This window comes from Paenibacillus sp. UNC499MF (assembly GCF_900107975.1).
Taxonomy (GTDB): Bacteria; Bacillota; Bacilli; order Paenibacillales; family NBRC-103111; genus Paenibacillus_F.
This window is the reverse complement of the sequence record NZ_FNVF01000009.1, coordinates 99,628-118,909: the sequence shown is the minus strand read 5'-3', so window position 1 is coordinate 118,909 and position 19,282 is coordinate 99,628. Positions and strand designations below refer to the sequence as shown.

Annotated in this window: 8 protein-coding genes; 1 reads left to right on the top strand and 7 read right to left on the bottom strand. The window is 55.5% G+C overall.

The window, feature by feature from the left end; all coding sequences use genetic code 11:
- From C4S74_RS18450 to C4S74_RS18420, 7 genes are all read right to left on the bottom strand, one after another.
- Positions 1 to 807 carry a CPBP family intramembrane glutamic endopeptidase gene (locus tag C4S74_RS18450; protein ID WP_103996757.1) on the bottom strand — a complete coding sequence of 269 codons (807 nt, stop codon included), beginning with the start codon at positions 805 to 807 and terminating at the stop codon, positions 1 to 3.
- Positions 804 to 1,613, bottom strand: a complete 810-nt coding sequence (locus C4S74_RS18445; RefSeq protein ID WP_103996756.1) for a CPBP family intramembrane glutamic endopeptidase — start codon at positions 1,611 to 1,613, stop codon at positions 804 to 806. The genes C4S74_RS18450 and C4S74_RS18445 overlap by 4 nt, the downstream gene beginning before the upstream one ends.
- Positions 1,614 to 1,616: 3 nt before the next feature.
- A complete protein-coding gene (locus tag C4S74_RS18440; RefSeq protein WP_103996755.1) occupies positions 1,617 to 2,489 on the bottom strand; it encodes a CPBP family intramembrane glutamic endopeptidase in 873 nt (290 codons plus the stop codon).
- 362 nt (positions 2,490 to 2,851) lie between these two features.
- Positions 2,852 to 15,007: a non-ribosomal peptide synthetase gene (locus C4S74_RS18435; RefSeq protein WP_103996754.1), complete on the bottom strand. Its 12,156-nt coding sequence runs from the start codon at positions 15,005 to 15,007 to the stop codon at positions 2,852 to 2,854.
- A gap of 28 nt (positions 15,008 to 15,035) precedes the next feature.
- Positions 15,036 to 15,419, bottom strand: coding sequence for an aspartate 1-decarboxylase (gene panD, locus C4S74_RS18430; RefSeq protein ID WP_103996753.1), 384 nt, complete (start codon positions 15,417 to 15,419; stop codon positions 15,036 to 15,038).
- A gap of 704 nt (positions 15,420 to 16,123) precedes the next feature.
- Positions 16,124 to 17,185, bottom strand: coding sequence for a glycosyltransferase family 2 protein (locus tag C4S74_RS18425; protein WP_103996752.1), 1,062 nt, complete (start codon positions 17,183 to 17,185; stop codon positions 16,124 to 16,126).
- A gap of 118 nt (positions 17,186 to 17,303) precedes the next feature.
- Complete coding sequence (locus tag C4S74_RS18420; RefSeq protein ID WP_103996751.1) at positions 17,304 to 17,885, bottom strand: TetR/AcrR family transcriptional regulator; 582 nt, start codon at positions 17,883 to 17,885, stop codon at positions 17,304 to 17,306.
- Positions 17,886 to 18,287: 402 nt separating this feature from the next.
- Between C4S74_RS18420 and C4S74_RS18415 the strand changes: the two genes are divergently transcribed.
- Positions 18,288 to 19,256: an ABC transporter substrate-binding protein gene (locus C4S74_RS18415; protein ID WP_103996750.1), complete on the top strand. Its 969-nt coding sequence runs from the start codon at positions 18,288 to 18,290 to the stop codon at positions 19,254 to 19,256.
- Positions 19,257 to 19,282 lie beyond the last annotated feature (26 nt).

Sequence of the window (19,282 nt, the reverse complement as noted above, 5' to 3'; positions counted from 1 at the left end):
CTAGCTAGTAATGGAATTGCTGACGGCCTGTTCTTTTTTCGCCCTTCCGCCGCTCCCGCGGAGCAGCAGCAGCACATGCGCCGCGATGCCGAGTCCGCTGATCGCGGCTAATAATCCAAGCGTGCCGGATTGCCAATCGCCCGCCCGTTGCAGCACGATATACAAGGTGCCTGTGCTGCACACATGGGCCGCAAGCGACCCCCAAAGCGATTGCGAGCCGGCGCGGACGGCGCCGTAAACGACCGCGCCCAGCGCCGCGAATGCGCCAACCGTCACATTCATAAATACCGCGCCGAACAATACGGCCTGGAGCAGAACCGTCCACTGAACCGAAAGACGTTGACGAAGCGTATGGAACAGCATTCCTCTGAACAGCCATTCCTCCAGCAATGACCCAAGCAGCAAGCTGCCGAGCACAAAAATGATCAGGCTGCCGCCGGCGACAAAAGCGACCAGATCCGAAATGGCCGGAAAAGTCGCTTTTACCCACGGTAGACGGGTAAACACGGCAATAAACAAGCCGAGCCAGACGCCCGTTCCCGCGGACAACAGCAACGATCCGCCGCGCGCAGGAACAAACCCCAAATCCCTCAGCGAAATTTTTTGCCAGCGAAGCAGCGGAAGATAGACGGCAAGCACGATGATATTGGATACAATGAGCACAATGCCGGAATTGCCTATGATCCAGTCTTTCAGCCCGGGATCACCGACCCAGTTGTAGAGCGCGTGATTGAAAAGCATCACAATCGCCGCATAAATGACCAAATATAGGAAGGTAATTCCCGCTATTCGCAACCCCTTCTTCACGCCGATGTCACCGCCTTGGAAGACAGCGGAGCAGAGATCGAAGAGCGGTGCTTGACCGCAAGGAATATGCCAAGCGCAATCATAGCCGCCGCCACAGCCATACAGACGGACATGACGGTGACGTCCGTCGTCTCCGGTCCGTAATGCCAAAGCAGGTACTGGCTGCCCTGACAGGCGACTTGCGCGGCAATCGGCGCCCAAATGGATTTAAACCAGACATACAAGAGTCCAAAAATAACCGCGCCGAGAAAACCGTACAGCGACAAAGGTATATCTCCCAAAAAGAACAACGCACCGTACAGCACGCCCTGAATCACAATTGCGATCCATACCGGAAGCACGCGTCTGAACTCATTCATCAGAATGCCTCTGAACAGTGTCTCTTTGTAAATATTTCCGAGAATCAGGAAAACGAGAAATACATACCATTCCGCGCGGTTCAGGTAATCAAACAATTCGTTGAACCGGTACTTGTCCGATGCAATGAGAGGAAGCCGGGAGAAAGCGACCGTAAACAGGCCGGCTCCAAGCCCGATCCATAAAGCGATCGCCACCGATTTGCCGCCCATCATGCGGAATTGGGCCGCCTTAAACAGATTTTCTTTGAATATGAACCTCCAGGCCAGCAGCATGAGCGGCAAACCCACGATATCGTTTAAAATAATGACGGATACCGTGTTCCGTTCAAACCACGCGCTTCTCGGGTACACATAATCGAAAAACAATGTCGTCACGGTAAAAAACCATGCAAAATACAGGCCGATAACAACGGCCACGCGAGCCAGCATCATTCCCCACGCCTTCATCGGTCAGACCCCCTTTTGTGCTGCCGACGGCGCATCAGCCGCCAGCGCTTGACCGGCGCGTGCGCCGATGCCGCCGTTGCCAGAGGTCCGCCAGACATAGACGGAACCTCCAATCAACGCAGCCAGACAGAGCGCTGTAATGATATACAGCGAAACATCGCCCAGCTTGTCGAACCATTCGTAGAACCCGATGTATTTAAATAGAAAGATAGTGCCCATTGCCGTATTCTGTGCCAGAATGGGCGCCCACAGCGATCCGGTGCGCAAATACAGCGATCCGTAAATCAGGCCCGAACCGATGCTGATGACCGAAAGCGCCGCGCTCGGCTGGAAATAGGCGTAAGCCGCGGCTTGCAGCAGCAAAGCCGCATATACCGGCATAACCCTGCGAAGCTCTCTGAAAATGAGGCCCCTGAACAATATTTCTTCAAATGCCGGACCGATCAGACCGGCGCCCAGAATGACGTACCAGATCGAATCGCCCCTGATCGTATCGTCGACCAGCGCGGGAATGGACGGAAACTGCCGCGCAATATCGTCAATGACGATAAGGCCGATGCTAAACAGGCTTCCGGCAAGACCCAGGCCGATCATCAACAAGACGTGCGAGGCGCTCAGCCGTTTGAAGCCCGACGCACGGAACAGACTTTTTTCCGCATGGGGCCAGATCCACCCTTTAATACGAAAAATGAGCATGTACACAAGCGTAATCAGCGTGAACAGAACGGCCATAAACATGGCCGGGTTGCGATCCAGAAACTTGGCGAAGGACAGCGTCACTTCGTAATTGTAAGTAGAGCGAAGCAGATAGAGCAGCGCATAAAAGACCCCGAGATAAAGCGCGATATTCCCTATCATGGCCAACACTTTTTTCACACGAATGCTCCTTTCTTCTTCTGTCAGTACATGTTTAAAAAGTCAGACTTTCAGCACCGGCGCTTATTTTTCCGAGATGCGTTTTTGCAAAACGCTTCAGTTGAATGAAGCCAGAGACGGAGGAACGGAGCTGAACGTTTTCGCGGAAACGATCTCGGAAGCATTGGCTTGTAGTGGGCACGTGAGCACCTGAGAGGTTTCCGCAGGCAACATGACTTCGTAAGCATCCGTTTTAGGCCCGGCTGAATTCAGGATTCGATGTTGAAATAGCTCCCAAAATAGCTTCGTGATCAAAAGAGACTTTTTAAGCAACCTCTGTCAGATGTATTCCCAAGGTCAGACGCAACGGAAATTGCCTCAGGCTACGCCCCCGGGACGGCGCTGCCTGCCGCGGAGCGATACTGCTCGACCACGCTCAACAGCAGATCCAGATAAGCGGAAGCCCAATCCAGCACCGCCTCCTTGCCGAGAAGACGGGCGTTATAGGTCCATACCCCGCCAAGCTCTGGTCCTTCCGCCCCGCTCGGTGCAGCGGCGCCATCCATATACAGCACAACATCGAATTGTTCCAGCAGCGCTTCCCGTTCCTTGAACCCGTGCCGGGCTGATCCCGCAAATAACGGAAACAAGGCGAATCCCGTTTCGGCTTTCGGCTGATTTTTGATTTGCCGCACGGTATAACATTCACCCGCGCTCGCAAGCTTGGCGGCATGCCGCAACAGCGTATCGAAATCGCGCACCTCCGCAAAGTCGATTTCCTTCGGGTTAATCAGCCCTTTGTCCGTCAGTGCCGGAAGCACAAGCCGGTCCATGCCGGACTCGCCGCGCCAGAAGTACAGATATACGGCATAAGCCGCCGCTTCAACGGTCACCGAGCGGGATGCCGCAAGTTCCGCAAGCCCTTCCACAACCGCCCTGTCCAGTTGGAACTGAACGCTGCCGATACGCTCCGCGGAATAGCCGCTGCTGACGCAGTCGTCCGCTACAGGCAGACCGCTCCAGTTCCAGCTCGCCAGCTCGCGATTTCTCGACTCCAGATAAGCCGCAAGCGATGCGATCGTCGGATAGGTGAACAAATCCGTTACGCCGAGAGCGCCGGGATATAACTCCTCCAGCCGTTGATGCACCCGCACCAGCAGCAGCGACTCTCCCCCGATATCAAAGAAACGATGATGGATGCCGAAGTCGTCCCTTTGCAGAATTTCGCGCCATACGGCGGCAATCGCCAGTTCGATATCGCTTGCCGCTTCGACAAACGGAGTGCCGCCAGCATCCGCCGCCAGCTCCGGCTCAGGCAGAGCCTTCCGGTCGATTTTTCCGTTTGGAGACAGGGGCATGGCCGGCAGTTCCACCACGGCCTGCGGAACCATGTAATCCGGCAGGCGAAGCGCTGCAAAATCGAGCAGCTCCTGATGGTCCGCAGATTCGGAGCAAACGATGTACGCGCATAAATATTCGCTTCCGCTTGCGGCGTTCCGCTTCATGACCACCGCTTCCGATACCGCCGGATGACCGAGCAGCACCTGTTTGATTTCCCCGCATTCGATGCGCTGGCCCCTTATTTTTACTTGATGGTCAATTCGGCCCAAATATTCGATCGTTCCGTCAGGCAGCCATCTGGCAAGGTCTCCTGTCCGGTACATCAGACTGCCCGCCGCAAACGGATTATCGACGAACTTTTCTTTCGTCAAATCGGGCCGGCCGATATAACCCCGCGCCAGGCCCGCGCCGGTAATGCACAGTTCACCGGCAATGCCGGCAGGCTGGAGCTTCAACGCTTCGCTCACGATATAAATCGAGATGTTGTCGATCGGCTTGCCGATCGGCACCTGGACCGGAATATCGCCGTCAGAGCAATCGTAATAGGAAACGTCAACCGTCGCCTCGGTCGGGCCGTACAAGTTCACGATCCGTGCACCGAACGGAAGTCCGATCCGCTCGCGGAACCGCCTCACCTGATCCGCAGTCAGCGCTTCGCCGCTGGCGAACACATGCCTTAGGCTCTCCAGCCTGGCCTCGCCGCGCAGCAAGCCGGGATTCTCCAGGAACAGATGCAGCATGGAAGGCACAAAATGCATTGTCGTTACGCCATGCTGCGCTATCGTATCCATCATAAGCGCGGGATCCATTTCGCCGCCTGGAGGCAGCAGGACCAGCCTGGCTCCCGCAAAGCTCCACCAGAACAGCTCCCAGACCGATACGTCAAAGGTAATCGGCGTTTTCTGCAGAATGACTCCGCTTGCGTCCAGTCCGTATTGCTTCTGCATCCAGCCGATCCGGTTGACCACGGAATGATGCTCGATCATGACTCCTTTCGGCTGTCCGGTCGAGCCCGAAGTATACAGCACATAAGCAAGCGAACGTGAATCATGCCGCTTCTCGACAGGAGAGTCGTCCCGCTCCTGCGCCAGAGCCTCATGAACATCCATAATCGGCAGGAACGTCTCCAGCCCTTCCGGGGTTTTGCCCTTCGTCAAGAGGAGCCTGGCTCCGGAATTGTCCAGCATGTAGCGGATTCGCTCCGGCGGCAAGCCCGGCGTAACTGGCACATAAGCTCCGCCCGCCTTCAGCACGCCAAAGATGGCAATCATCATCTCCAGGCTGCGCTCCATCACGACGGCCACGCGCTCCTCGCGCTTTACACCTTGTTTTCTGAGCGCCTGCGCCAGCCTGTTCGACCTCCGGTTCAATTCCGCATAGGTCAGTACGCCGTCCTCCGCCGCAACCGCAACAGCCTGCGGCGTTTCCGCCGCTTGTCTTTCGAGGTAAATCTCTACCGTATCCCCGCTTGCATACGGCGCGGCCGTGCGATTGAACGCTTGGCTCTGCTTGTCCGCTGCCTCCGTATCGAGCAGCCCGATTCCTCCAAGCCGCCGATCCGGTTCGGCCAGTGCAAGGCCCGCAATACGGAAATACCACTCCGCCATTCTGCGTATGCTGTCTTCTTTAAACAGCGCCGTCGCATATTCGATCGTCAAGGCTGCGCCTTTGGCGCCCTGATCCGCAAACTCGAACGTCAAGTCCAGCTTCGATACGCGATTGTCCGGCACTTGCGCCTCGAATTGCAAAGCGTCCGCCGCCGATTGTTCCATCTCCTTGTGCTGCATGACAAACATCGTGTCAAACAGCGGATTGCGGCTCAGGTCGCGCGGCACCTCCAGCATGGTCACCATATGTTCAAACGGGAGCAAGCCGTTGTCCATCGCCGCAAGCGCAGTTTCTTTGAGCTGCTCGGCGAACGCTTTGAACGGCAGTTCGCCGGATGGCCTGCTCCGAATCGGCAGCGTATTGACAAACATGCCGACCAGAGACTCGGTTGCGGGATGGAAGCGGCCGGCGATCGGTGTGCCGACAATAAGATCGTCTTGCCCCGTCATCAGATGCAATAACGTATGGTAGGCGGCAAGCCAGATATGGAATGGCGTGACGTCCCACTGCTCCGCCGCCGCTCTTACTCCCTCGGCAAGCTCAGCCGGAACCGGCATCGCAAGCTTGGCGCCTTCGAAGCTTTGTTCGGGCGGACGGGGATAATCGGTCGGCAGCTGCAGCACAGGAAGCGTACCCGCCAACTCGGACGCCCAATACTGCTCTTGCCGCTCTCTCGCCTCCGAACCCATCCACTCCTGCTGCCATACGGCGGCATCCTTATAGTGAATGGGCAGCGGCTGCAAGGAGCCGCCCTGATACAGCTGCCCGAAATCGCGCGCCATCACGTTCATGGACACACCGTCCGTGACGATGTGGTGCATGTCCAGCAGCAGCGTATGCCGGCTTTCGCCGTCCGTCGCCAGAAACGCCCTAATTAACGGAGCCTTTCGCAAATCGAACGGGCGAACGACCGCGCGAGCGAATGTATTCAAGTCCGCCGCTTCCACTAATTCATGTACGGCGAATTCAAAAGAAACCCCCTCATGAACACGCTGTACCGGCCTGCCGTCTGCCCAGTCAAAGCTGGTGCGTAGCGGTTCATGGCGGTCAATCAGTCCTTGAATCGCCTCGCGAAGCCTGTCCTTCTGGAGCTTGCCCGTCAGGTTCAGAGCGAGCGGCAGATTATAGGCCGTGCTGTCGGGATAAAGCTGCTGCAGCACAAACAGCCTGTTTTGCGCGAGCGACAACGGGTAGAACGGCCGGCTCTCCGCCCGGGTAATAACCGCGGCCCGCTTGGGGACCGCATTGTCGATGCGGACCGCCATTTCCCGCAGTAAGGGAGCATCGAACACGTCCTTCATCGCAAACGCCGCTCCATAATGCTGCTCGATCAAGCCCGCAAGCTGCGCGGCACGCAAGGAATGGCCGCCCATTTGAAAGAAATGGGCTCCTCTACCGATTGCAGTCCGATCGTCCTGCCCGCTTGCGGTCAGACCGAGCACCTCCAGCCAAAGCTTCGCCAGCCGCTGCTCCGTCGGCGTAGCCGGCGCCTCGCCGAAAGATGCCGGTTCAGCGAACCGGGGCTGCGGCAGGCTGCTGCGGTCGGCTTTGCCGCTCGGACTCAGCGGAAACGCATCCATAGCAACAAAATGCGAAGGGATCATATACTCCGGCAGCAGTTCCTTAAGAGCGGCCCGAAGGCTTTCTTCCTCCGGCGTCTCCCCATCCGCTGTCACGAGATATGCGCAAAGCGCCGGCTCTCCGGCGGGGTCCGTCACGACCATTACCAAGGCATCGCGAACTTCCGTCTGCAAGAGCAGCGCGTGCTCGATCTCGCCGCATTCAATGCGGAGTCCACGCAGCTTGACCTGATGGTCAAAGCGTCCCAAATATTCAATGTTGCCGTCCGGCAGCCACCTTGCGCGGTCACCGGTACGATACAGCTTCTCTCCTGGAACTAACGGATTCGCAACAAAGCTTACCTCCGTCAATTCCGGTCTGTTCCGGTATCCGCGCGCAAGACCGGCACCCGCGATACACAGCTCGCCGGACACGCCGATCGGCTGCGGTCTCATCCGTTCGTCCAAAATGTAAAGCCGGATGTTATGGATCGGCTTGCCGATCGGAATCGTATCCGCCCCAGTATCCGGGCAATCGTAATAGCTGACATCGACCGTCGCTTCCGTCGGGCCGTACAGATTAATGAGCCGGCATTGTCCGCCGGCGCGCTCCATCAGGCTGTAAAAACCTGTGACATGGGCGGGTTTGAGCGCTTCGCCGCTCGCAAATACGTATCGCAGGGAACAAAGCCCGCCCCCTCTGCCGCTGTCCGCCGCATAAGGCAAAAAGACACCCAGCATGGACGGTACAAAATGCATAACCGTGACCGCCTGCTCCTCTATCGTGCGCAGCATGACGGACGGCTCCTTCTCCCCGCCGGGCTCCAGCAAATAAAGCGAAGCGCCGGCAAAGCTCCACCAGAACAGCTCCCATACGGAAACGTCGAACGAAATCGGCGTTTTTTGTAAAATAACGTCGCGCTCATTCAGCGGATAAGCCGTCTGCATCCAATTTAGCCGGTTGATCGCCGCGCGGTGCTCCACCATAACGCCTTTGGGTTTACCGGTAGAACCTGACGTATATATGACATACGCCAAATGCTCGGGGCCCGCTTGTGGCGTCAAATCCGTTTCTTCATCGCTTTTCGGCAGCTCCAATGCGGCGGCAGCCGCAAGCGCGTCCAGATCGAGCGTTTCTCCCTGGAAGTCCGGGAGCTTATGAATCCACTTGGCCCCCGCAAGAAGCAGTTTAGCCCCGCTATCCTCCAGAATGCCGCGGATCCGCTCGGGCGGATGCTCCGGGTCGATGGGCAAATAAGCCCCTCCCGCCTTGAGCACTGCCATGATCGCAATCATCATGGACAACGAGCGCTGAGCGGCAATCGGCACAATCGTTTCGACTGCAACCCCCCTGCCTCTTAGCACGGCAGCCATACATTCGGCGCGGTCATTCAGCTCCCCGTACGTCAGCGTACCTTCGGCCGACCGCACCGCCGGGAAGTCCGGCCACCGCCGGGCGGACTCGGCAAACCATCCGTGAATCGTCTTCTCCGCCGGGTACGGATATTCCGTATCATTCCATACCTCAAAGGCGGCTTCATCGGCAGGCGTCGCCATTACGACGTCTCCGCAGATCAGGTCGGGGCTGGCGGCCGTTTGCTCCAAAATGTAAAGCAGCCGCTCCGCCATCCGCTCCATCGTGCCTTTACGGAACAATCCCGTATTATACTCCAGCTCTGCCCGCAGACCGCCTTCGCCATCGCTGTACAAATCGAGCTTGAAATCCAGCTTGGATGTTCCGTGGCCTACGGGCACGGGTTCCATGCTCCAGCCGTCGCCGCGCGCCGTCAGCTTCTCGTCCTCAAATTGGTTGTGAACGATCAGCATCGTATCGAACAGCGGGTTGCGAGTCGGGTCATGCGGATAACGGGCCGCCTCCATCATGTGCTCGAAGCTGACATCGCCATGCTCGTATGCGGCAAGCAAGCGCCCATGGGTCTCGCCGACAAATGCCCGTATCGGCAGCTCGTCCGCCACACGCATCCGAATCGGCAGAAATTGGTTGAACATGCCGATCATCCGGGCCGTGTCCGGATGCGTCCGGCCTGCCGCCAAAGAACCGATTGCAAATTCCGGCTGATGCGTCGTTCCCTTGAGCAGCAGCGCGTAAGCCGCAAAAAGCAGGCTGTTCATACTCGCTCCGGCGCTTGCGGCCGTCTCTTTCAGCCGTACGGCAAGCTCCGCCGGAATGTGGAAGGTATGCATATCGCCCGCAAATGTCTGGCGGTCGCCGCGCGGCCGATCCAGCGGCATATCGAGCGGCGCCGGCAGCTCTGCAAGCTGCTCTGTCCAAAACGCCCGGCTCGCCCTGGCCCGCTCCGAGCCGGACTGCCGCTCCTGCCAAACGGCATAATCTTTGTAATGCAGAGCGGGCGGCGCAAATTCGGTGCCGTCGATCAAAGCGGTCAACTCTTCCAGGAGCAGCTTGACGGATATGCCGTCCGCTGCAATATGGTGGATGTTGAGCAGCAGATAGGCGTCCGCTCCTTCGGATTCGGGCCGGCAGTAACATGCGGCAAGCAGCGGCGCTGCGGCAAGATCGAGCGGCCGGAAAAACTCGCTTAAGCATTCCGGTAGCGTCGTGTCAGCGAGCTCCGCCGTTTGCAGAACAAAGTCGGCCGAATCGTGCACGATCTGAGCCGGAACGCCGTCGATCCATTGATAGGAGGACCGCAGCGGCTCATGCCGGTCGATTAACTTCCGAAGCGCCAGCCCGATGCTGGACTCCCCCACCGCACCCGACAGTTTAAGCGCAAGGGGAATATGGTAGGTTAGTCCGATATCAGCCATACTTTCCGCCAAAAACATGCGCCGCTGCGGCGGGCTGAGCGGATAGGATGCGGCTTTTGGCGCTTCCGCAACCGGTTCGTACACTTCCTTGGCAGCCCTGTCGATCCAGGCCGCCTGCTCTCTGACCGTAGGCAGCTTGAAAATTTCCTGAAGCGGCATGCGCACCCGGCAATTTTTGTAGATTGCCGAGGTCAATGCGGCCGCTTTCAGGGAATGGCCGCCATGCTCAAAGAAGTGGTCAAGCGCGCCAACCTGCCCCGCATGAAGCACTTCTTGCCACAATCCTGCGACAATCAGCTCCGTATCCGTAGCGGGGGCTTCGTACGGAAGCGCGCGCTCCGGCGCAGGCAGACGTTTTTTGTCCACCTTGCCGTTAGCGTTCAGCGGCAGCTTCTCCAACTGCACAAACGCGGCGGGAATCATAAATGCCGGCAGCTTGCCTGTCAGTTGGCTCCGAACGCTTGCCTGCCCTTCGGTTTGCTCCGCAACGATATAAGCGCATAAATAAGGTGCGCCGTCATTCTCGATCAGAGCTACAAACGCTTCCTTGACGCCCGCGCAATCCAGCAGCCTGCTCTCGATTTCGCCCAATTCAATCCGGTAACCCCGCAGCTTGACCTGGCTGTCGATCCGGTCCAGAAACTCCAGATTTCCGTCAGGCAAGCGGCGCACCAGATCGCCGGTTCCATACACGGTTTCGCCTTCACGGATCGGATGCGGCCGGAACTTCAAAGCGGTCTGCTCCGGCAAATTTACATAGCCGGATGCGACACCGTCACCCGCAATCCACAGCTCCCCCGGCACCCAGTCCGGCTGCAACCGGCTCTGTTCATTGAGTACCAGCGTTTCCGCACGCGCGATCGGCACGCCGATCGGCACGGTGGCCGCTCCTTGCCTGTCCCATGTCTCCGTGATCGGATAACAGGTAGCGAACACCGTCGTTTCCGTAGGACCGTAGACATGCAGCAGCACGCCCGGTCCAAGCGCGCGGAGCGCTTTGCGGATATGCGGCACGGAAGCCCGCTCCCCGCCAAACAAAATATGGCGCAGGCCGCGCAGCGACTCCAGCCCATGATCGACCAGCGTATTGAACAGTGCCGTCGTCACAAAAAATACGGTAATGCCTCTGTCCTCGATCAGCTCGGTCAGCCGCACAACGTCGGCAACCTCTTCCTCGCCGACCAGCGTCAGCCTCGCGCCGTTTAACAGCGCTCCGTACAAATCGAACGTTGAACCGTCAAAGGCGTAATTGGAAAGCTGAAGCAGCGCATCTTTTTCCGAAATGCTCACATAATCTGTATGGACGGCAATCCGGGACACATTGCGATGCGTGGTCATAATTCCTTTCGGCTTGCCCGTCGATCCGGACGTATACATGATATAAGCAAGATCGTCCGCCGAACCGTCGAAGTCGAGATTTTGGCCGGACTCGCCGGACCATCTTGTATCGGATCCATCCATGTCGATGACAGCTATGTTGTTTCCGGCGATCCGGGAGCCCATCTCCATCGTCGCTGCCGCAGCCACGATCACCCGCGCTTCCGTATCCTGCAGCATAAACAAAATCCGCTCTTCCGGATATTGCGGGTCGATCGGCACATAGACGGCTCCCGCTTTCAGCACAGCCAATATTGCCGCAATCATATCGGGCGAGCGCTTGAGAAGCAGCGCCACCTTCGACCCCGGCGTTACGCCGAGCCGCGCAAGCGCGCGCGCAAAACGGTTGGCACGTTCGTTCAGCTCGCTGTAAGTATATGCCCGCTCGCCCATTTCAACGGCAATCTGCTGCGGTGTTTCCACCGCTTGCCGTTCAAACAGTCTGTGCAGCGAGAGCTCCTGCGGCGGCGCGGCGAATGAACGCCCAAGCCGGAGCAGCCTTTCCCTCTCCCCTGCATCGACGAGATCAAGATCGTCCAGCGCCGCATGCGGCTGCGCGGCGACTGCCCGGGCCAGCGCTGCATAATGCCGGGCCAATTGTACGGCGGACCGCTCATCGTACAAATCCAGTGCATATTCCAGCGTAAATGCGATGCCTGCGCCGGTATCCGTGCACTCCCAAGTCAGGTCGAACTTAGCCGAGCCGCCGTCCATCGCTTGGGGCGTATAAACGACATCCTTGCTCCGCCATTCGGGCAGCTCCATATTTTGCAGCGTAAACACCGTATCGAACAGCGGATTCCGCCCGAATTCCCGTGTCCCATCTGCCAGCTCGGCTATTTCTTCATAAGGCACATCTCCGTTGCCGATAGCCGCCAGCGACTCCCCATTGACCTGCTTTACCCATTGATCGAAACGCAAGCCGCTTTGTCCGCGCAGGCGGATCGGAATCATGTTGATGAACATCCCGACTACGCCTTGCAGCTCCGGCCGCACACGTCTCGTGGCTGCCGTACCGACAACGATGTCGGATTCGCCCGTATATTTCGCAAGCAGTACATAATAAATCGAAAGCAGGACGGTGTATAACGTTACGCCCTCGCGTCCAGCCAGCGCCCGCAGCGATCCGGCAAGCTCCGGCTCCAGCTCGAAGCGTTCAATTGCACCGCGATAGCTTGGCGTTTGCGGCCTTGGCCGGGGGGACGGAAGCGCCGTAGACGGCACCCCATCCCGGAAGATTTCGCGCCAATAAAGCTTTTGGCGCTCCAATCGGCTGCCGCTTCGGCCGGCTTCCTCCCACAGCGCCATATCCCCGCCGTGGATGGACAACGGCTCCGGCGCGTTCCCTTCGTAAAACCTCGCAAGATCGGACATCAAAATACCCATCGACGTTCCGTCCGATATGATATGATGCATATCCAGCAGCAGCACGCTTGACTCGTGCTCCATGTGTACGAGCTCCATGCGCAGCAGGGGCGCTTGCTCCAGACGAAACGGCTGCAGAAAGCCGCGCTGCCGCAGCGCCAGTGCAGGCGCCGGCCAGCCGCCTCCGTCAACGACGGCAAGCGGCGGCTCGATCCCCTGCTCGATGCGCTGCATCACATGGCCATCCTCCATATAAAAGGACGTCCGCAGCGCCGGATGCCGCTCTATCAGGGCCCGCCAAGCCGCGCGGAATCGTTCGATATCGAGCGGACCCTTCACCTGGACCGCAAACGGCAGATGATAGTTGAGCAGCCCGGGATTCAGCTCTTCCAAAATGAACAGCCGCTTTTGCGCCGAGGTTGCCGGGTAAACCGTACGTTCCTCCGCTTTGGCCACCGGCGGAGGAGCGGCGCCGGCAGTTCCTTCGCCTTCCTGCGTCTTTTGCTTCAGCAAAGCGGCGAGCGAACTCACCGTATCATGCAAAAACAGCTCGGTAAGCGTAAGCTCGACGCCAAACGCCTCCTGCAGCCTGGCGGCCGCATAAGCCGCCTTGAGCGAATTTCCTCCCTGCTCAAGAAAGCCATCCTTCCGGCCTATGTAATCTTTTTTCAACACCTCGCGCCAGATGGATAGGATTCGCTCTTCCGTATCCGTGGCCGGTTCCAAGCCGGCATCCCCGTACAAGGGCTCTCCGCCTTCCGCATCACACCGCTCCAATGCGGCTGCCGCTTCCAGCTCCGTCAGCTCGGCGAGCGCTCCGGCAAACTCGCCTTCGCGCAGCGCTTCCGCCAATACATAGCGCTGAATCTTGCCGGAAGTCGTCTTTGGAATCCGCCGAACGGGGACGACAAAAGCAACGTCCAGACCGGCTGATCCGTTCAGCAGCTTCTTCACCTCGGACATCAGCGGCACAAATCCGCCTGTCTTGCCGCGATGCTGAATAAAAACCGCGATCGCATCCCGTTTGGTCGTCGCATCCTGAACGGCCGCAATCGCCGTTTTCCCGATTTCGGCCCCTTTCAGGCCGCTGATCAACGCCTCCAGGTCATGCGGATACACATTTTGCCCGTTGACGAAAATGACGTCCTTCATGCGGCCGGTCACATATAAACGCCCTTCCAGCAAGAAACCCAAATCTCCCGTATTCAGCCAGCCATCGGGGGAAATCGTTTGCTTATTGACATCGGGCCTCTTATAGTAGCCGCTTGTCACGTTGCGGCCTCTAATATGAATCAGCCCTACGCTGCCTGCTAAAGAAGGGTTTCCCCCTTCGTCGCAAATGCGCACCTCGCACTCTTGGACGGGGAAACCCAGCTCGACGATCTCGATCGCGGTATGATCCCCCTGCGCAGCCATTTGTGCAGGCTGTCCGACAGCGAGCGATCGGCGCTCAAGCCTGACGGTATTCAGGTGATCCTCCGTCCCCGGGAATGTCACGGCGAGACTCGCTTCCGCAAGTCCGTATACCGGAAAAATGCAATTTGCCTTTAACCCGTACGGCTTCATCGCCTCCAGAAAATCGCGGCAATGGGCGGCCGATATCGGTTCGGCCCCGTTAAAAATCAGCCTGACGCAGGACAAATCCCAGGCCGCCGCTCCTTCCGGCTTCCAATGCTGCAGAAAATGCACATAACCGAAATTAGGCGAAGCAAGGCATGTCACCCGATGCTTATGCGTAAGTTCCAGCCATTTCATCGGATGAAGCACAAACGTCGAGGTCGGCAAATGCAGCTGATTCATGCCACAAAACAGGGGCGTAAGATGAAAACCGATGAGCCCCATATCATGCGTCAGCGGCAGCCAGCTTAGCGAAGAATCCCGTTCCGTCGACTGCGCCCCATGCATAATGGCGCGCATGTTCGACAGAAGATTGCCGTGCGTCAGCACGACCCCCTTCGGGTCTCCTGTAGAGCCTGATGTAAACTGGATGAATGCGGTGTCCGTCTCGGCTGCATCATACGGCTCAGCCTCAGGATGGCCGGCATCCGCAGAAGCCGCAAGCACTTCCGCAATCGGCACGCTGCGGGACTCAAGCCGGACCAGCACTTCCGCTTCCCCGTGCTTCAAAGCATAGCCTTGAATTCCCGGCCACAGTTCTTCATCGCAGAGCAATGTAGGCGCTTCCAACTGCTTGAATACCTGGATCAGTTTTTTGCGTCCTTCGTCCGTGCGCGCCGCCGTCACAGGTACGGGAACAATGCCGCCGAGCACGCAAGCCCAGAACAGAAGGATAAACCGTTCGTTATCTTCCGTCTGCATGACGGCAAAGTCGCCTGGCTCAAGGCCCCGCTCGCGCAGCAGATGGAGCGTCCTTCCGGCCGATGCAAGTAATTGGCCGTACGACAAGTAGCGCTCCCCGCCGCTTTCGCAGAATAAAATTCCCGAATCGTTTTCCTTGCGCGCCAGCAATACGCCGGATAAATTACGGATGGTTCTCATAGCAGGCAGCCCTCCGTTCTGTCTTTTATCACACCGTTGTGGAATGCAGTTCTTGATAATCCTCCGTTACGATGCGATTATGCTCGTCCATAATGACGACATGCGGACGATACGTGCGGGCTACCGATTCTTCCATCATCGCGTAAGAAATAATAATGACGCGGTCGCCCGGCTGCACCAGTCTGGCAGCGGCGCCGTTCAAGCAAACCATACCCGAACCTCTTGGGCCGGTTATGACGTACGTCTCCAGCCTGGCTCCGTTATTAATATTGACAACTTGCACTTTCTCGTTTTCAAGGATATTCGATGCATCCAAAATATCCTGATCGATCGTTATGCTTCCTACGTAATTCAAATTGGCCTCTGTCACGACAGCCCGGTGAATTTTGGACTTATGCATTTCTCTAAACATGAATACACTCTCCTCATGGAGTGGTTTGTAAAAATAAAATCAGCTAATTTCTTATAACGAACGTTATTTTCCAGCTATTCTTTTTTAAGGAACATCCAGAATGCAAAACAAACATACATGGTTTCTCTGTTTTAACGAAAATTAACAAGTTGGGGCAATAAAGCCCTTAAAAAAAGAAATCCTGCGGCAAACGGTTGCCCATGGGGTGGTTCGTACGAAGTAAGAAAGTTCATGCTAATGTGCGGAATCAAGCTGAATGGAAAATTCATGCGATTGGGAGAGGGGAATATTGATCGTCAAGCTCATGCATTTTGTGTGGGATCTTGTTGAGTGGGTAGGTTCATGCTGTTGTGTGGGATCTTGCTGTTTGGGTAAGCCCCTGCTTTTAGACGAGGTCATGCTAATTTGCAGGTTAGCTATTGTGCGGGGTCTAGATGATTGAAAATTCTGATAAATGAAACGAAAACTTGCTTTGTACATCGCAGCAGTTCATTATGTAGACGATTGAGTGCTGCGAAGGAAGGAGAAAAATCATACTATGTAACCGGGTATAGCGGCAATGATTTAAAGCATTGAAGCGAAATAAAGCCTTTTATTTCTTGTAACCTACCCTAATAGTAGTGCTTAATGTTTACTTTCGATAGGGTAATAATCTTACAATGGAGGGGGAAATTCTTTTATTTTTTAACTTATTTTGGTTAATTCTACCAAATATTAAGAGCCTTTTGTAAAAAAGCATTACCGCTCTTGCTTGCAAACAGCAGCTTGATCAACAAAAACAAATTAAAAACCGAAACTTTGTGACGAAGGGACTGGCGGCAGTAGTGGAGCGCTTTTTTTCTGTCGTAACGGTTCAAATAGCTGAGCGTATAATATTTGCTTGCGATGCCGATGTCAATGTAAGAGAGCTGTTTCGCTTTATTGCGGACGGATTCGGACTGAGCGACCAAATCCCGGATATGCTCGCGCACCTTGATGGATTTGAAGCTAAGTCCCTCGATTTTTATAAATATGTCCTCGTTGAGATGAATCGTATCGGGATCAAGCTGCCAGCGGTCGCAGAAGAAATAGAGGCTGTCGGGAGACTCCCGGTAGACGGAATGAGGCTTGGTTTGCAGGGCGATTCTGTATTTGTCGAAAAAGCGGAGCAGATAGGTCGTATCTTCCCCCAGAAAAAAATGTTCGTTGATCAAGCCGACTTCGGTCAGCAGCTCCCGGCGGAAAACCATCGTGTTCAGTTGAAAAAAATTGCGCGTATGCGACAAAAACGCCTCAAACAATCCTTTCTCAAAAACAATCGTTTCCCCGTCATTCCATGTTTCGAATGTTGTTCGCATCGAATGCAGCAAATTCCGCTCAACTTGATTGTCGAAGTTATAGGAAGTAATCTCACCGTGCCGTTCCACCCAGAGCGCAAAGCTGATATCCGCTTTCGTCAGCGTATGCGTCCGCACGCTGTCGGTCAAATGGCAAGGATACCATTCGTCATCGGAATCTAGAAACGCCAAATATTCGCCCTGCGCCTCCAGCATCCCCGTATTTCGCGCGCCTCCCGGTCCTTTTTCCCGTTCATTGCGCACATAACGGATTCGCGCATCTTTGCGCGTCCAATCACGGATGGCCTCTTCCGTATGATCGGTGCTTCGGTCATCAACGACGAGCAGCTCCCAATTGGCGTAAGACTGCCGCATGATGGACTCGATTGCGCCGGAAATGACGTGCGCCCGATTATAGGTCGGCATTACAATGCTTATCAAATGCTCCATCGGCTTCACTCCAATTCTTACAAAATATAGGTTTTAAACCATCGTCAGTGTAAATGCGCAAGCCGAAAACCGTCAAGTAAAAAAAGCATGCACGGTTTCAACACGCCCTGCTGCGGCTCTACAGGTACGCACGGATCGAAGCGGTCAAATCGCTAACCATACTTCCGATTTGTTCCGGCGTCAGATGAAAATCGTTCAGAGTCCATTCGATCAGAATCATATGCACGATGGAAGATAGCGATTTACCGGCGTACAGCCCATATGTAGGAATCGCACCTTCCCTGTTTCCGCCCGGCTCATTTCTTCTGCTTGCGAGCAGCTCGTCGAAATAGTCACAAATGCTTTTATAAATGAGCTGCCTGATCTTGCGGTCCTTGGTTAAGATACTATGAATTAAGGCGGCAGGAGCATTGCGCTTCCAATTGCGAAACAGCAGGACGAACATCTCTTCGTCGAATGGGGTCTTCATCCCGGCGCCCACATCGTGCCACATTCCTTTCATAAATCCGTCCAAATAGTTGAGCAGGATGACGTCTTTGTCTTGAAAATTGCGATAAACGGTTTGCCGTGCAAGCCCGGCCCTATCCGCGATCTCGGTTATCGATATGTGGGAGTACTCTTTTTTTTCCATAAGTTGAAACAAGGCGGTTTGAATCCATTCCTGCGACCGTAAAGCAAGTTTGCCTGACTGCGCGTTCACGTGTGCCACATCCTCTATCGTGTAAATTCCTATCCTATTCGCTCAACCTGCGCTCCATGAAATGCTTATACGAAACCGATACAACTATACCACAAGTTACACTTGCACCATGAAAGCTTGTTCAAAAAAAACGCCGTGCTGCGAATAAGTTGTATAAAAAATGGCTGACCGTTCAAAGTGTGACACATTCTCTTATGTGTCTATTTTTGTTCCCGTTTCCCCGGCAAGCATTGCATCCAAAAAGATTTTATATTAAGGTAAACGAAGATAACACGTGTTACATCTGTAACGTTTCTTTTTTCTTCGAGAGACGCATCATTCGAATCAAGGGAGCCGTTTGCAAAACTCTATTGAGAATGATAATCATTTTTACAAATAAGAGAACCGAAAGGGGTATTATTGTTGGGAAGATCAAAAAAATGGATGGCGCTGCCTCTCCTCCTCATCATGTCTTTACTTGTCACAGCCTGCGCCAAGCCGAACGCATCCCAGCCGTCAGAAGTGAAAGGCAGCGAAGCTCCGGTCCGCACGATTAAACATGCTATGGGCGAAACACCCCTTACAGGAACGCCGCAGCGCGTCGTCGTATTGACGAACCAAGGCACCGAATCTTTATTGGAACTTGGCATTAAACCGGTCGCCGCGGTAAAGTCGTGGATTGGCGAGCCCTGGTTTGATCATATCAAGGATAAGATGGACGGCGTAAAAGTTGTCGGCGACGAGTCGCAGCCCAATCTGGAGCTAATCGCAAGCCTGAAACCGGATATTATTTTAGGAACCAAGGTCCGCCACGAAAAAATATATCCGCAGTTATCCGCTATTGCACCAACCGTCTTTACGGAGAATCTCGGCGATAGCATGATTGAAAACTTCGAGCTGTATGCGAAGGCGCTAAACAAAGAAGCGGAAGGCAAAGCGGCTCTGGATAGCTACAACAAGGCTATCGAACAAACGAAGGCGGCCCTGGGCGATAAAACGAAAATGCGTGTTTCGCTGGCCCGATTCCAGCCCGGAAAGGTGCGCGTTTACTACAAAAACAATTTTGCCGGCGTCGTTTTTGATCAGCTGGGTTTTGCCCGCCCGGAGGCTCAAAACAAAGATGAGTTCACCGCGGATCTTACAACGGAGCAAATGAACGTGCTTGATGGCGATGTTCTCTTCTATTTCACTTCCGACCGCAACGGTGAAACGGGTGCCTCCAAAACGGCGGATGAATGGCTGAAAAGCCCTCTCGGACAAAGTCTGAACGTTGTAAAAAAACAACGGATTTTCAATGTGAATGAAGCGGTCTGGAATACATCGGGCGGTATCATCGCGGCGAAGCTGCTGGTTGAGGACATTAAAGCCCGGTTCGACAAGCTGAGCTTGTAGGCGTCCCTGCTTCCGGCACCGATTAA